Source organism: Amycolatopsis sp. NPDC114504, from assembly GCF_055633595.1.
In genome coordinates this window covers 1,114,567-1,128,902 of sequence record NZ_JBVKDU010000003.1, presented here as the reverse complement: position 1 = coordinate 1,128,902, position 14,336 = coordinate 1,114,567, and the positions used below count along the sequence as shown (strand labels likewise).

Here is a 14,336-nt window from a genome sequence, read left to right as displayed (position 1 = left end):
GACTACTTCGGCGAGCTTACTGACGTGGCAAGCCCTGTCCGGGTTGCCCGATCCTGCGCGGGTTACGACTTCGGTAGGGCGGCACCGGAATGCGGGACGTTCCGGCTCCGGATGTCACTCGCCGGCGACCGCCCGGGACCGGGCCGAGCCCGCGCGCCGGATCCCGAACGGCTGCATCCGGCTCTCCGCGCGCCGCACGTCCCAGACCGCGCCCATCCCCGTGTACGCCGTCAGTGCCACCCGGAACGCCGTCCGCGCGTCGTCGAGGCGGCCCGTCTCCGCCAGCAGGATCGCCGCGTCCTCGGTCGCCTTCGCCCGCTTCAGCAACCGGCCAGCCATCCGGTAGTGCGTGACCGCCGTCAGCACCGGTTCCGGATCCCCGGTGACCAGCCCGCGGCAGTGCGCGGCCGCCGCCGCGTGGGCCGGCGGGACGTCACCCTCCGGGGTCAGCAGGCGCACCGCCTGGTGGGCGAGGTCGGACTCGCCGAGCGACAGGCTGAGCCGGACCAGGTCGGGCAGCCACTGGTGGCGGGCCGCGGGCGGGTAGTGCTCCTCCAGCAGCGGCAGCAACGCGGCCAGCGCCGCCTCGGGCCTGCCGTCCTGCTCGGCCAGCAGGGCGCGGGCCCCGAGCAGGAAGTCGCCGCCGTCGGGCTCGAGCCCCGGGGGCCACTGCTGCCGGCCCGCCGCGTCGAGGTGCGTCCCGGCCACGACCGGCTGGCCGCGGTGCCCGGCGATCAGCGCGCCCACGCCGTGCACCAGCAACGCCGAACCGGGGCTGCGCAGGACGTACGACGCCGTTTCCGCGCCGTCGCGGATCACCGCGTCCAGCTCGGCCAGCGCCTGGGACCACCGGCCCAGCCAGTAGTAGTGCACCGCGCCGGCCAGGTGCATCTCGCCCGGCACCGCGCGCGTCGCGGCGATCCGCCGGGCGGCTTCCAGCGGCTCGGCGGCGTTCTCGAGGCTGTCGAGGGTCGGCACGGACAGCGCCGCGTCGTCCAGCGGGTGCAGCCCGGCCGGCGCCAGTGCCGTCTCGTCGCCGAGCCGCTCCAGCGTGGCCAGCAGGGACTCGTGGCGCCCGCGCCACATCTCCGGGACGTCGGCGTCGTCGAGCGTCCGCTTCAGCTCGGCCGTCGCCTCGGCGAAGTCGCCGCGGCGGTAGTAGACGTACGCGAGGATCCAGCGCATCTCGGCGGCGCGCCTGCTGTCGGACGTCCGCGCGACGACCGAGCGGGCCTCCGCCTCGGGCTCGCGGCCGAGCCAGAACAGCAGCCGGGCGAGCGTCGCGGTCAGCGTCTCCCGCGCGTCCGGCGGCAGCGTGCCCTGCGTGACGGCGTGGCGCAGCAGGTCGACGGCGACGCGCGGGGTTTCGGTGGCGACCGCGCCGATGTTGTCCAGCAGCCACGTCGTCACCCACGGGTCGACCTGCGCGGGTGCGGCCGCGAGCTGCTGGGCGACGCGGTCGGCGGGGGCGCGCGCGGCGGCGAACGCCTCGGCCAGCTGCCGGTGCAGCGCCACCCGCATCGCCGCGGGCGTCTTTTCGTAGAGCACGCGGCGCAGCAGCGAGTGCCGGAACGCCAGCCGGTCACCCGATTCGACGAGCACGCCGCCGGTGATCGCCTCGTCGACCGCGCCGACCAGCGCCGTCGGCGGCCGCTCGGTCGCGACGGCGATGTCCGACAGCGAGAAGTCGCTGCCCAGCAGCGCGGCCCAGCGCAGCGTGTCGCGGGTGCCGCTGGAGAGGAAGCTCAGGTACAGCGTGATCCGCGACGCCAGCGGCGCCGGGATGGTCTGGAACGAGTTGCCGTCCAGGTGCGCGTGGACGCCGTCGAGCACGATCATCGACTGCGCCAGCAGCGTCTCGACGATTTCCCTGACGTAGCGCGGGTTTCCGGACCCGTAGGACACCAGCGCCCGCAGTCCCGGGCCGGGTGGCGCGCCCACCAGCTCGTGGGCCAGCTCGTGCGTCTCCGCCTCGGTCAGCGGCGGCAGCGTGACGACGGATGTGACATCGTTGTCGAGTTCGGCACGCAGCTCGTCGAGCGCGGCCGGTCGTGGCACCGGCCGGCTCGCGCCCACCAGCAGCAACGGCAGCTCCCGCGTCTCCCGGCTCAGGTACCGCCAGACGCGCAACGTGGTGTCGTCGGCCCAGTGCAGGTCGTCGACCACGAGCACCAGCGGCGCCTCGGCGCACAGCTCGCGGACCAGCCCCAGCAGGGCGTCCACCGGGTCCTCGCCTGACCGCTCGGCGAGCCGCGCGGCCAGGTTCGCGCGGCGCTCGTCGGCGGCCCGCGGGTGCACGCCCAGCGCGTCGAGCAGCGGCCGCAGGGCGAACCGCTGGTCCAGCGCGTCCGCCGCGGCGAAGGCGGGCCGGAAGTCCTGGGCCATGGCGAGCAGCTCGGCCAGCAGGGCCGTCCGGCCGCTGCCCGGTTCGCCTTCCAGCCAGAGCGAATGCCCGGTGCCCGAGCCGAGTTCGCCGACGGCTTCGCACAGCCGGGCCAGCTCGGCCTCCCGGCCGACGAAGACGTCGGCGCGGTCCGGCATCGACGTGACGGGCGAGCGCGGGACCCGCACGGTCGGCGGCGGTTTCGGCGCCGGCTTGTCCCGCAGTTCGTCGTGCAGCCGCCGCAGCGCGGGGCCCGGCTCGGTGCCCGACGACTCGACGAGCCTGTCCCGGACGTCGGCGTAGACCGCGATCGCCTCGGTCCGCCGGTCCGAGCGGGCCAGCGCGCGCATCAGCAGGCCGCGCAGCGTCTCGCGGAAGGGGTGTTCGCGGGTGAGCGCGGTCAGCTCGGCGATGAGCTCGGCGTGCCCGCCCGACTCCAGCACGATCTCGGCGCGACGCTCGATCGTCGCCAGCCGCACCTCGGCCAGCCGCGCGCGCTGGGCGGCGGCGAACGGCCCGGGCAGGCCCGAGAGCGGGACGCCGTGCCAGAGGTCGAGTGCTTCGTCGAGGACTTCGCGCGCACCGCGCGGGTCACCGGCCGACTGCTTGCGCTGGGCCAGTTCCCGCAGCGTTTCGAACCGGTGGACGTCGATCGCGCCGGCGTCCAGGCGGAGTGAGTAGCCGGACCCGATCGACGCGAGCAGCTGCGGGCCCTCGCCCTTGGCGCGGCCGGGTTCGAGCGCGCGCCGCAGGCCGGAGACGTAGGTGTAGATGGAGCCCTGCGCGCTTTGCGGCGGCGCTTCGCCCCAGACGGCGTCGATCAGCTCCTCGCGCGAAACCGTGCGGTTCGGGTTCATCGCCAGCGCGGCGAGAACCGTCCGACGGTGTGCGGAACCGAGGTCGAGCTCCGTTTCGCCGTGCCACGCTTTGACCGGGCCCAGCAGCTGGAGTCTCGGTGCGGAGCCGTCCGCAGCCGACATCGGTCTCCCTTCGTGCGCTGACGAACCGTCACACGCCGGATGCCTGACGTGAGCATACGCGGCCACCGTGAACCGGCAGGCAAGGATGGCGGACATTCGGGCAACGGCGGACGGCCGGGGTTCCGCCGGGCCGTGGCGTGCGCGACGCTCGGTTCGCCGAGACCTCGAGGGAGCCCGAAAATGGCCACAGCCGAGCCGACGGAGGACATGAAGCGGGCCGCTGTCCGCTTCGCGTACGCCATCGAGGCGGCCGGCGCCCACCTGCGCGACGTCACCAGCGAGATGGCGCTGGCGCAGGCGTCGTGGCGCGGTGAGGCGTCGGTGCGGTTCGGCCAGGCGATGAGCGACTGGGAGCAGGAGTTCGACGTGATCCACTCGCGGCTGGTCCGGCTGTTCGAGCTGACCGGCGGCGGCGTCCCGCGGCAGCGGCGGTCATGACGCGCCGCGAGCTCGACTTCGGCTTCGCCGATCTGGTGCTGGACCGGATGGGGGAGATCACCGGCGAGCTGGGCGACCTGCTCGCCGAGCTGGAGTCCACTGTGGAGCCGGAGCTGTCCGGCTGGACCGCCGAGGCGCGGGAGGACTACCTGCGCGCGAAGCGCGACTGGGGCCGGGCGGCCGAGCGGATGCCGGCGTGCCTGGAGCGCGCGCGGGAGGCCGTCGGGGAGCTGGCCCGCGGCGGCCGGTGACGTCTTCACGCGCGTGAAGACGGAATAGGGAAGGCGTGAAGACCGGCCGGTCACACTGCTGCCATGAAGCCCGTCGAAGTGACCGTCCTCGCCTCGGACCCGATCACGCACGCCGGCGCGGTGACCCTGCTGGAATCCCATCCCGACGTCCGGATCACCGACCTCGTGCCCGACGTGTTGCTGGTGATGGAGGAGCACGTCACGGAGGCGGTGCTGGGCGAGGTCCGCGCGGCGAAGGCGTCGCACGTCGTGCTGGTGGTCGAGCACTTCCGCGAGAGCGACCTGATGTCGGTGCTGGAGAGCGGCGTCGTGGCGATCCTGCCCCGCCGCGAGACGGGCGGCGCCGAGCTGGTGACGGCGGTGCTCGCCGCGGGCGACGGCACGGCCAACCTGCCGCCGCGGCTGCAGGGGGCGCTGCTTTCGCAGGTCCAGCGGATGCGCAAGGACGTCCTGGAGCCGAACGGGCTGACGCTGTCGGGGCTCGCCGCCCGCGAGTGCGACGTGCTGAGGCTGGTCGCCGAGGGCTTCGGTACCGAGGAGATCGCCGCGAAGCTGTGTTACTCGGAGCGGACCGTGAAGAACGTCCTCTACGGCCTGATGACGCGCTGCGGCCTCAACAACCGCGCCCACGCCGTCGCCTACGCCCTGCGCGCGGGTGCGATCTGAGCCGGTTCTTCCGGCGTTTCGTGGGCTAGGGTCGCGATCATGGTGTCGACGGCAGCAGAGATCGCGGCTTCGGTGCGAGCCGGGACCCTCGATCCGGTGCAGGTGACGAAGGAAGCGCTCGACCGGATCGCCGCGGCGGACGGCGTCGTCGGCGCGTTCCGCCGGGTGCGGGCGGAGGAGGCTCTCGCGGAGGCCGCTTCGGTTGCCGCGCGGCCCGATCTCGCGTCGTTGCCGCTGGCCGGGGTGCCCGTCGCGGTCAAGGACGTCACGGAGATCGAGGGCGAGTACGCGTCGCACGGTTCGCTGGCCGGGCCGTCGTCGCCCGCCGCGGAGGACGGCGTGATCGCGGCCCGGCTGCGGGCGGCCGGCGCGGTGCTCGTCGGGCTGACGCGGGTGCCGGAGCTGTGCGTCTGGCCGATGAGCGACACCCCGGACGGCATCGCCCGCAACCCCTGGGACCCGACGTACGCCTCGGGCGGCTCGTCCGGCGGCAGCGCGGCGGCGGTGGCGGCCGGGCTGGTCCCGCTGGCCCACGGCACGGACGGCATGGGCTCGGTCCGGCTGCCGGCGGCGATGTGCGGGCTGGTCGGGCTGAAGCCGGGCGCGGGCGTGCTGTCGGAGGGCGGCTGGTTCGGCATGTCGGTGCACGGCCCGCTGGCCACGACGGTCGCCGACGCGGCCCTGCTGGTGTCGGTGCTGGCGTCGGAGCCTTCGCTGGCTGAGGTGCCGACGCCGCCGGTTTCCCGGATCGGGACGTCGACGACGGTGCCGCTGCTGCGCACGCCGGTGCCCCGCGAGCTGGTCGCGGCGGTCTCACAGGCGGCGGAATTGCTGAGGTCGGCGGGGCATGCGGTGTCGCCGTCGGCACCGCGGTACCCGGCGACGATGGTCCTGGGCATGACGGCCCGCTGGTGCGCGGGCCCGGCCGAGCAGGCCACCGGGTTCGACTTCAGCCGTTTCCAGCGCCGGACACGCACGCACGTCCGGGTGGGCCGCGCGCTGTCCCGGGCGGGCCTGATCCGCTCGCGAACGCGTGACCGGTGGGTCTCGCGGGCCGCGGAGTACTTCGAGTCCCACGACGTGTTGATGACGCCGACGCTGTCGCACTGGCCGGTGAAGGCGGGGCGGTGGCACGAGCGGAGGTGGCTGGCGAACGTGCTGCCGTCGACGCGCCTGGCCGGGTTCACGGGCCAGTGGAACCTGGCGGGCTACCCGGCGATCACGGTCCCGGTGGGCCGGTCGGCGAGATCGGGACTGCCGACGTCGGTCCAGCTGGTGGCGAAGCCGGGCGGGGAGTCACTGCTGCTGGGCCTGGCGGCCCAGCTGGAGGCGGCGAACCCCTGGCCCAGGACGGCCCGCGGCTGACGTTGTCCACAACGACCGCACCCTGGGGACAACTCGGCTCCCGGACCCCGCGGACCGCCGGAACCGTCGGCGCCCGCCGGTAGCGTGGAAAACGGGGGCTGCTCAGCCCCGGAACGCGCTGAAGGCCGCCCCGAAGCACTCGAGGCGGCCTTCAGCGCAAAAGACTCAGGAACCCGGCTTGCTCGCCGTCGGCGACAGCGGCTTCACGCCGTTTCCGTTCCCGTTCGCCGGCTTGGTCGCCGGGCCGTTCTGCCTCGGGGCGTTGGCCGGCTTCGCCGCCTGAGCGGGCTTCGGCGCCGCGGCCTTCACCGCCGGCTTGGCCGAAGCCGGGATCGACGGCTGGACCACCGGCACCACCGGAGCCGACGGCGTGGTCGCGGACTCCGGAGAATCGCCGCCCACCAGCTTGGACGCCTGGGGGATCACCGCTTCCTCCGGCAGCGTCGCCAGCTGCGTCTCGCTGCGGTTGAGGATGTCCTCCGCCGCCGCCAGGCTCTTGCGGGCCTGCTCGCGGATCTCCGCCAGCCGCTCGACCTTGCGGTTCGCCGCCGTCGTGCGCTGGGCCGCCTGCGTGGTCGCCTCGTCGAGCCGGCGACGGGCCTCCGCCGTGGCCTCGTCGAGCCGCCGATTCGCCTCGGCCGTCGCCTCCGCGAGCCGGCGCTCGGCCTGGTTCTTGCTCGCCGTGCGCTGGTCGGCGACGTGCTTCTCCAGCGCCGCCTTCTGGGCCGCCTGGGACGACTCGAACTCGCGCTCGAGCTTCCGCCGCTTCCGCTCCGCCTCGTTGTCCAGCAGCTCGCGCCGCTGGGCCGCCTCGACGGTCAGCCGCTGCACCTCCGCGCGCGTCTCGGAAAGCGCGTTCTCGTGCTCCGAGTGCAGCAGGTCGGCCTGCTTGTCCAGCTCCGTGACGAGCCGCGAGTACCGCTCACGCAGCTTCGTCGACGCCTCGGTCGAGCCCGCCCACGTCTTCTCCGCGGCGGCCTCGGCGCGCTTGATGATCTCGTCCGCGCGGGCCTGCGCGAGCGTGACCGTCCGCTGCATCCGCTCGTCGAGGTCCTCGAGCCGCTCCGGCGGCTTCTTCAGCTCCTCGATGCGCGCCTCCAGCGCCGCCATCTGCGACCGGGCCGACTCGGCCTCGCGGGTCGCGGCGGCGGCCTGCGAAGCCGCGGCGTCGCGCTCGCTCAGCACGCGGCGCAGCTGGGCCTCGACGTGGTCGAGGTACTGGCGCACTTCGTTGCGGTCGAAGCCGTGCCAGGCCTGCGTGTATTCACGACGAAGGGGGAGAAGGCCGTTGAGGGCGGTTGCGGCGGGGTCGCGCTCAGGAACCATGCGCCCGACCGTACCCGGGCACCGTCCGCTTACGCCCTTCGGCTTAACAAATCACCAACACGTGTCGCGCTCCCGGCGGTGCGTCGCCGGAATGGCCGCACCCCGGAAACGCTGCGTCACCAGTGGAATCCGCGAGACAGCCGGGCGAGAGCCATCGCCGCACGCGAGAGGTGTTTCTCGCCACGCCCGATCTTGAGCTCGCCCGAACCGCCCGCCGCGGTCGAATCCGGGAAGATCCGGAAACCCTGGTACGCGACGGCGTCGGTGAGGCCCGGCGTGAGCGTGTACGCCAGCCCGATCGCCTGCCCGGCCGGGGTGCCGATGTGCTTCGGACGCTCGAGGAGCGCCGTCATCACCATGTCCGCGGCCTGCTCCGGCGACTTCGTCGGGAACGCGTCGTAGATCTTCGTCGGGCGGATCATCGGCGTGCGCACGAGCGGCATGTGGATGGTGGTGAACGTGATCCCGTCGCCGTGCGTCTCGGTCGCCGCGATGCGCGAGAAGTAGTCCAGCGCCGCCTTCGACGCCGCGTACGCCGAGAAGCGCGGCGCGATGCCCTGGACGCCGATCGACGACACGTTGACGATGTGCCCGAACTTCCGCTCCGACATGTGCGGCAGCACCGCGAGGATCAGCCGGACCGCGCCGAAGTAGTTGATCGCCATCGCGCGCTCGTAGTCGTGCATCCGGTCGTACGACAGCTTGATCGAGCGGCGGATCGACCGGCCGGCGTTGTTGACCAGCATGTCGATCCGGCCGTGCTCGGCCAGCATCGCGTCGACGGCCTTGTGCACCGAGTCCTCGTCGGTGAGGTCGGCCGGGTACACCGACGCGGTGCCGCCGGCGGCGACGATCTCGTCGCGGACCTCTTCCAGCTCGTGCTGGCGGCGCGCGACGAGCAGCGGGACGCCACCCGCGGCAGCCACCTTGAGAGCCGTCGCCCGGCCGATGCCCGACGACGCGCCGGTGATGATCACGCGACGGCCGTCCAGCTCGCCGCGCGGGCCGTGCTTGCGCGCGCGGAACGGGTCGAGGTGCTCGCGCCAGTAGCGCCACAGCGTCGGCGCGTACTCCTCCAGCCGGGGGACCTCGACGTTGCCGGCCAGCGCCTTGCGCGTCTCGGCCGAGGAGAACACCGACGGGAACGCCATGGTCTCCAGCAGCACCGGCGGGATGCCGAAGCGCTCCATCACGGCGTCGCGCGCGATGGTGACGCCGGGGATGTGCTCGGTCAGCTTGACCAGCCCGACGATCCGCTTCGAGAGCCCCTCGCCGAGCTGCACGGTGATCGTCGGCGCGCCCGCGGCCTTCGCGAAGGCGTTGTAGACCGAGACGACCGGCTGCGGCTCGGGGTTGACCAGGTGGAAGGCGTGGCCGTCGAGCCCGGGCTTGACGACCAGCTCCAGCAGCGCCTTGGCGACATAGTCGACCGGCACGATGTTGGTGTCGCCGAGGTCCGGGCCGACGAGCGGCAGGACGTCCGGCAGCCCGGCGAGCCGGTTGATCGCGGGGAAGAGGTAGTACGGGCCGTCGATCTTGTCCATCTCGCCGGTCTCGGAGTGCCCGACGACGACCGCGGGCCGGTACACCCGCCAGGGCACCTCGTCCTGCTCGCGGACGATCTTCTCGGCCTCGAACTTGGTCCGGTGGTACGGCGTGACCAGCCGCTGGCCCGCGTCGAACATCTCCTCGGTGAAGACGCCTTCGTGGTCGCCCGCGACGGCCACCGAGGACACGTGGTGCAGGCAGCCGGCGCGCAGGTCCGAGGCGAGGGCGACGACGGCGCGCGTGCCGTCCACGTTGGCCTTGATGCTTTCGTCGTCGTCGGCGGTGAGGTCGTAGAGCGCGGCCAGGTGCACGACGTGGTCGACGCTGCCGCGCAGCTCCTCACGGTCCGTTTCGGACACGCCGAGCAGCGGCTCGCCGAGGTCGCCGGTGACCAGCGTGACGCGGTCGGAGTGCGGCCACTGGTCGACGAGCGCGGCCAGCTTCGCCTTGCTCGACGCGCGGACCAGCAGCGCGACGCGGTCGTCGTCGGGGCGGGAGAGCAGCAGCCGGGTGAACTGGCGCCCGATCAGTCCGGTCGCCCCGGTCACCAAGAACGTCGCCATCGTCTTCACACCTCTCGCCCGCATCCCTGACCCTGGGCATTCTGCTGCATGCGGCCGTCAGTGACCACCTTGCCGGAACGTGAAGTTACTCACGAGTAACTTATTCGGGGTCCGCGATGACGACCCGGTTCTCCTCGTAGCCGTCCGAGCCGCCGACCCAGCGGCCCCCGCAGGTCACCAGCACGACGCGGTGCGGGCCGGACTGGCCGAACAGGTCGTCGGCGCGGGCGGGCAGGTCGTTCTTGTGCACCGTGACCAGCTGGGAGACCCGGTAGCGCCAGGTCTTGCCCGCACTGTCCACAATGGTCACTTCCCCGCCGATCCGCGCGCTCCACAGCTCGGCGAAGGGGCCGGTGGCGCCCCGCCAGTTGACGTGCCCGGCGAAGACGCTCGCCCCACCGGCGGCCTCGAGCCCGGCGCCCCACCAGGTGGCCTGGCCGAGGTCGTTCGGGACGGGCAGTTCACCACCGGGGCCGAGGTCCTTGCGCACCAGCGCGGCGGTACCGCCGGCCGGGAGCCGGACGGTGCCGGGTTGCTGGGGCGGAGGTGCCGGGGGAGGGACGGCCGCGGTCGGCGTCGGCGGCGGCGTCTGCGCGGCCGGAGCGGCGGACGGGGTGGTCGTCGGTGAGGGTGAGGTCGGAGCGGCCGCGGGCGCGGCGGCACCGGCGGCGGGGAGTGCGGTCCCGGCCACGACGGCGACCGGCGGCGAGGTGACGACGGTGGAGCCGAACTGCACCGCGAGGACTGTTGCGGCGCCGAGGGCGAAGCCGGCGATCAAGCGGCCGCGCTTCGGTTTTGGGCGGGCCCATTGGTCGGTGGGGTCGGTTGCGGCCCAGGCTGGGTTGGCCCAGCCGGGTGCCGGTCCGGCCGGGTTGCCCGCGGGGTCGCTTGGTGCCCAGGTGGGTTCGGCCCAGTCCGCGCCTGCTCCGGCCTGGCCGGGTGCCACTCCGCCCGCGCGGCCCGCGGGGTCGCTTGCCGCCGGGGCCGGGTGGGCGCCGGCCGCCCAGGCCGGACCTGCTTCGGCCCAGCCGGGTGCCGCTCCGCTCGGGTTGCCCGCGGGGTCGCTTGCCGCCCAAGCCGAGCCCGCTCCGGCCCGGCCAGCCCCCGCTCCGCCCGCGTGGCCGCTTGCCGAGCCGGCGTCGGCCCGGCCGCCGCCCACCTGCCCGCCGGCCGGCTCATCTCCGCGGTGCCAGTCGTCGATGAACCAGCTTTCTTCCTGCCAGTCCCTGTTCGCCATTCCGGTTACCTGCGCGAAGCCCGCCGCGCGGCGAAGCCGACCAGCCCTGTGCCCAGCAGCACCAGCAGTCCCAGCCCGGCCAAGCCCGGCGCCGAATAGCTCGTCTCGACCACGCCCCTGGCCTGCGCGACCGGTGCGTCGCCGGCCGGGATCGCTCGGGGCACCTCGTTCGGCTTGTTCGCCACCGTCAACGCCAACGTCTCGCCCGGCTGCACCGTGCCGCACGCCGATGGCGGGTTCGTCGGGTCGTACGCGTTCGTGTAGCCCGGGGGCGGGCCGGCCTCCACCACGCAGATCTCCTGCGGTGCGCGGAGGTTCTCGACCGTCACGCCGCCGGTCGTGCCGTCCGTGGTGACCACCGCGGGCTTGCCGTCGGCGCCCGTGAGCGGCTTGCCGTCCTGGCCGACCGCCGCCGACTTCTTGTCCGCACCCGTGACGCGCAGGACCGCGCCGCCGACGCCCTTGCCCGTGTTCGCGTCCGTCTTCGTCACCTTCACCTGGCCCGGCTTGGCGACCGCGACGACGCCCTGTGCCGTCAGCTCCTTCTCGCCGCCGGTGGAGACGACGCGCTGCTTCGTCGTGTCGACCGGCAGCCGCACGTAGGGCCGGTCGGCCGGCGCGGACAGCGAAGCCACCAGCTTCGGCTGGTCGCCGGTCGGGGTCACCTGCACCTTCACGGTTCCGTCGGCGTCCGTCTTCAGCGTGACGTCCTTCGCGGCGGCTTGCGGGCTCGCGTTCCCAGTGTCGGCCGCGCTCGTGCCGTCGCCGAGGGTCGCGTCGGTCGCCGTCAGCTTCACCTCGACGTCCGGAATGCCCTTGCCCTCGGCGTTCTTCACGGAGGCGGTCCACTCGGCGGCTTGGCCGAGGTGCTGGTCGCCCTTCGGCGTGGTCACGGAAGCGGTCCACGGGCCGCGGTTCGCCTCGGCTTCGGCCTTCAGCCGCTCGACGGCGTCGGCCGCGGCCGGGTGATCGGCACGCATGACCTTCAGGTGCCCGGGCGCGTCGTAGGCGATCTTGTCCGCGGGCAGGTTCTTGTCGAGGTCGGCCGGGGTGCGGGGCGCCGCGGTCCACGAGTGCAGCAGATGCGCGAGCGCGGTCGCTTCGTCCGGGTTCTTCGTGTCGCCGTAGCGCAGCAGCAGGTACGAAATGTTCGCCGCCTCGTCGGCCGGCAGCTTCGTGCCCCACTTCGTGAGCAGCTCGTCGCCGGGCTTGTACACCTCGTCGGTGTCCGGCGCCTTGAGCTCGAAGCTCACGCAGAACACCTGCTGCCCGCCGACGACGTACGACCCCAGCCAGACGGCGGCGGCGGGGTCGTCCTGCTGCCCGCCGATCCGGTAGCCGATGCCTTCCCGGCTCGCGGCGTCCGCGGTGGGCGCCCCGGCCACGGAGAGCAGGCCGAGCAGGATCACGGCGACCAGGCCGGTGAGCGCGCGAAGGCTCGCGCGCGGGCGTGTTGACCACCTCATGGTGTGTAGGCTCCTTCGTCGGACACGCGGCGACGACAACGGCGTCGCCGCAGGTCACACGATTGATCAACTCCCCGACGCGCGTACGGTGAAGATCCGGGCACGCCTGGTGAGCGTCGCTCGAACCGGGTTCGGCTGTCTACCGCCCTTCGGGTGGCGGTGCCCGAACGGTCGTGATCTCGATCGCATACCGTGTCTGCCGTGGCCACGGGCTTGCCGTCGAGTAAAGTCGCCTTTACTCGACGGGAACCGCACGTACCCGGCGGTCGTTGAACCCCATGCAGCGTCGATCCACGAAGCAGCAGATCCAGGAGGATCAGGTGCGTTCCAGTAGCAACCCGGCGTTCCGCAACCTGCCCCGCGGCGGAACCCAGACTCACGGGCAGTACGGGCCCCCGGTGGGCTTCAACCAGACCCAGGGCGGCGTGCCCGGGTACGGCCCCGGCCAGGTCACCTCCGGCGACGACGACCGGCCGATGACCGTCGACGACGTCGTCGTCAAGACCGGCATGAGCCTCGGCGTCGCGCTGCTCGTCGGGATCGTCACCGCGATCTGGGCCCAGAACCAGCTGGCCGAGACCGGCCGGCTCTCCGGTGCCCTGATCGGTGCGATGATCGGCGGGCTGATCGTCGGGCTCGTCATCTCGCTGGTGATCATCTTCAAGCAGAAGCCGAGCGGCCCGCTGACGCTGGTCTACTCGGCCGCCGAAGGGCTCTTCCTCGGCGCGCTGAGCGGCGTGTTCGAAGCGATCTACCCGGGCATCGCGTTGCAGGCGATCATCGGCACCGTCGGTGTCTTCATCGGCATGCTGGTCGTCTACAAGACCGGCGCGGTCAAGGTGACGCCGAAGCTGACCAAGTGGATCGTCGGGGCCGTCGTCGGCGTCGCGATCCTGATGCTGTTCAACCTGATCAGCTCGTTCGCCTTCGGGTTCAACCCGCTGCGCGACGGCAGCCCGCTCGCGATCGCCTTCAGCATCCTCTGCATCGGCATCGCGGCGTTCAGCTTCCTGCTCGACTTCGACCAGGCCGACCGGATGATCCGCGAGGGCATGCCGTCGAAGTGGGCCTGGTACACCGCGTTCGGCCTGATGACGACGCTCGTCTGGCTGTACCTGGAGATCCTGCGGCTGCTGTCCTACCTCCGCGATTGACCCTGGCTCACCGTTCCGATAGGCGACGCAGTGAAGGCGCTCCGTAACCGACGGGGCGCCTTTTCTGTGGGTAATTCGTGCATATGGGGACCCCGATTGTGGCTGTGCTCACCCTGCGTGTTTGATGTCCGGGTCGGTTCTTCATTTCACATGTGTGAGGTTCACAGTGAGCGTTCCCCCTCCGGCCCCCGGGGGCCAGCAGCCGGTGGGTCAGCCCGATCCCTACGGGCCGCCTCCCGGCGGTCAGCCGCAGCAGTTCGGCCAGCAGGGCCAGTACGGCCAGCCCGGCACTCCGCCGCAGGGCCAGCCCGGCCAGTACGGCCCGCCGCCGGGCCAGTACCCGCCGCCCGGCTTCCCGCCCGGTCCGCCGGCCGTGCCGAAGAAGTCGAAGACCGGCACCATCGTCAAGTTCGCCGTCATCGGCGTCGTCGTGGTCGTCGCGATCGTCGTGGGGATCGTGTCGTTCAACAGCTCGCCGGCCAGCTCCAACGCCGGCGACTGCCTGTCGATCACCGAGTTCACCCGGGGCGGGGACGACCCGGCGAAGGCCGACTGCAACGACCCGAAGGCCAACGTCAAGATCGGCGTCAAGCTCGAAAGCGCCAGTGACGAGTGCCCGGGCGGCGCCGACGCCGGCTACGACACCTACTCGGTCAGCGGCCGCAGCTCGTACAAGCTGTGCCTGATGATCAACGCGAAGCAGGGCGACTGCCTGACGAACTTCTCGTCGCAGACCAAGGGCTACCAGAAGGTTCCCTGCACCGACCCGACGAAGGACGCCGAGCTCGTGAAGGTCGTCGCGGGCCAGGCGAGCGACAGCGTGTGCGAGGGCACGGACGCCACGCGCGTGGCGATCTACCCGCAGCCGGCGACGACGATGTGCGTCAAGACCAACTAGCACCACGCTGTCCGGCGAAGGCCTCCTCGCACGATCCGCGAGGAGGCCTTCGACGCGTTCA

At 72.7% G+C, this 14,336-nt stretch carries 11 protein-coding genes; 6 read left to right on the top strand and 5 right to left on the bottom strand.

Annotated elements, in window-relative coordinates:
• Window positions 1–114 precede the first annotated feature (114 nt).
• The gene (locus ACZ7PG_RS26745) at window positions 115–3,363 is read right to left on the bottom strand and encodes a BTAD domain-containing putative transcriptional regulator (RefSeq protein ID WP_470241804.1); all 3,249 of its coding nucleotides are present in this window, start codon (window positions 3,361–3,363) and stop codon (window positions 115–117) included.
• Window positions 3,364–3,543: 180 nt separating this feature from the next.
• Here ACZ7PG_RS26745 and ACZ7PG_RS26740 point away from each other — a divergent pair, with 180 nt between their 5' ends.
• The 4 genes from ACZ7PG_RS26740 (at window position 3,544) to ACZ7PG_RS26725 (ending at window position 6,083) form a co-directional block, all read left to right on the top strand.
• Window positions 3,544–3,801, top strand: coding sequence for a WXG100 family type VII secretion target (locus ACZ7PG_RS26740; protein ID WP_470241803.1), 258 nt, complete (start codon window positions 3,544–3,546; stop codon window positions 3,799–3,801).
• Window positions 3,798–4,052: a WXG100 family type VII secretion target gene (locus tag ACZ7PG_RS26735; protein ID WP_470241802.1), complete on the top strand. Its 255-nt coding sequence runs from the start codon at window positions 3,798–3,800 to the stop codon at window positions 4,050–4,052. The genes ACZ7PG_RS26740 and ACZ7PG_RS26735 overlap by 4 nt, the downstream gene beginning before the upstream one ends.
• Window positions 4,053–4,115: 63 nt before the next feature.
• Complete coding sequence (locus ACZ7PG_RS26730; RefSeq protein ID WP_470241801.1) at window positions 4,116–4,718, top strand: helix-turn-helix transcriptional regulator; 603 nt, start codon at window positions 4,116–4,118, stop codon at window positions 4,716–4,718.
• A gap of 39 nt (window positions 4,719–4,757) precedes the next feature.
• Complete coding sequence (locus ACZ7PG_RS26725; protein WP_470241800.1) at window positions 4,758–6,083, top strand: amidase; 1,326 nt, start codon at window positions 4,758–4,760, stop codon at window positions 6,081–6,083.
• Window positions 6,084–6,248: 165 nt separating this feature from the next.
• Here the strand turns inward: ACZ7PG_RS26725 and ACZ7PG_RS26720 are convergent, their stop codons facing one another.
• The 4 genes from ACZ7PG_RS26720 to ACZ7PG_RS26705 form a co-directional block, all read right to left on the bottom strand.
• The gene (locus ACZ7PG_RS26720; RefSeq protein ID WP_470241799.1) at window positions 6,249–7,409 is read right to left on the bottom strand and encodes a cell division protein DivIVA; all 1,161 of its coding nucleotides are present in this window, start codon (window positions 7,407–7,409) and stop codon (window positions 6,249–6,251) included.
• A gap of 116 nt (window positions 7,410–7,525) precedes the next feature.
• On the bottom strand, window positions 7,526–9,520 hold the full coding sequence (locus ACZ7PG_RS26715) for an SDR family oxidoreductase (RefSeq protein WP_470241798.1): 1,995 nt from the start codon (window positions 9,518–9,520) through the stop codon (window positions 7,526–7,528).
• Window positions 9,521–9,620: 100 nt separating this feature from the next.
• The gene (locus ACZ7PG_RS26710) at window positions 9,621–10,298 is read right to left on the bottom strand and encodes a class F sortase (protein WP_470242420.1); all 678 of its coding nucleotides are present in this window, start codon (window positions 10,296–10,298) and stop codon (window positions 9,621–9,623) included.
• Between the two features lie 464 nt (window positions 10,299–10,762).
• Window positions 10,763–12,223, bottom strand: a complete 1,461-nt coding sequence (locus tag ACZ7PG_RS26705; protein ID WP_470241797.1) for a collagen binding domain-containing protein — start codon at window positions 12,221–12,223, stop codon at window positions 10,763–10,765.
• 320 nt (window positions 12,224–12,543) lie between these two features.
• On the opposite strand from ACZ7PG_RS26705, the gene ACZ7PG_RS26700 reads away from it, so the two are divergent.
• Window positions 12,544–13,377, top strand: coding sequence for a Bax inhibitor-1/YccA family protein (locus tag ACZ7PG_RS26700; RefSeq protein WP_470241796.1), 834 nt, complete (start codon window positions 12,544–12,546; stop codon window positions 13,375–13,377).
• 205 nt (window positions 13,378–13,582) lie between these two features.
• On the top strand, window positions 13,583–14,275 hold the full coding sequence (locus ACZ7PG_RS26695; protein WP_470242419.1) for an LppU/SCO3897 family protein: 693 nt from the start codon (window positions 13,583–13,585) through the stop codon (window positions 14,273–14,275).
• Window positions 14,276–14,336 lie beyond the last annotated feature (61 nt).

What these genes read in the sequence shown, in the direction of transcription:
- ACZ7PG_RS26735 (WP_470241802.1), top strand. Translation starts at nt 3,798, where the DNA reads ATGACGCGCCGCGAGCTCGACTTCGGCTTCGCCGATCTGGTGCTGGAC.
- ACZ7PG_RS26730 (WP_470241801.1), top strand. Translation starts at nt 4,116, where the DNA reads ATGAAGCCCGTCGAAGTGACCGTCCTCGCCTCGGACCCGATCACGCAC.
- ACZ7PG_RS26720 (WP_470241799.1), bottom strand. Translation starts at nt 7,409, where the DNA reads ATGGTTCCTGAGCGCGACCCCGCCGCAACCGCCCTCAACGGCCTTCTC.
- ACZ7PG_RS26715 (WP_470241798.1), bottom strand. Translation starts at nt 9,520, where the DNA reads ATGGCGACGTTCTTGGTGACCGGGGCGACCGGACTGATCGGGCGCCAG.
- ACZ7PG_RS26745 (WP_470241804.1), bottom strand. Translation starts at nt 3,363, where the DNA reads ATGTCGGCTGCGGACGGCTCCGCACCGAGACTCCAGCTGCTGGGCCCG.
- ACZ7PG_RS26725 (WP_470241800.1), top strand. Translation starts at nt 4,758, where the DNA reads ATGGTGTCGACGGCAGCAGAGATCGCGGCTTCGGTGCGAGCCGGGACC.
- ACZ7PG_RS26705 (WP_470241797.1), bottom strand. Translation starts at nt 12,223, where the DNA reads ATGAGGTGGTCAACACGCCCGCGCGCGAGCCTTCGCGCGCTCACCGGC.
- ACZ7PG_RS26740 (WP_470241803.1), top strand. Translation starts at nt 3,544, where the DNA reads ATGGCCACAGCCGAGCCGACGGAGGACATGAAGCGGGCCGCTGTCCGC.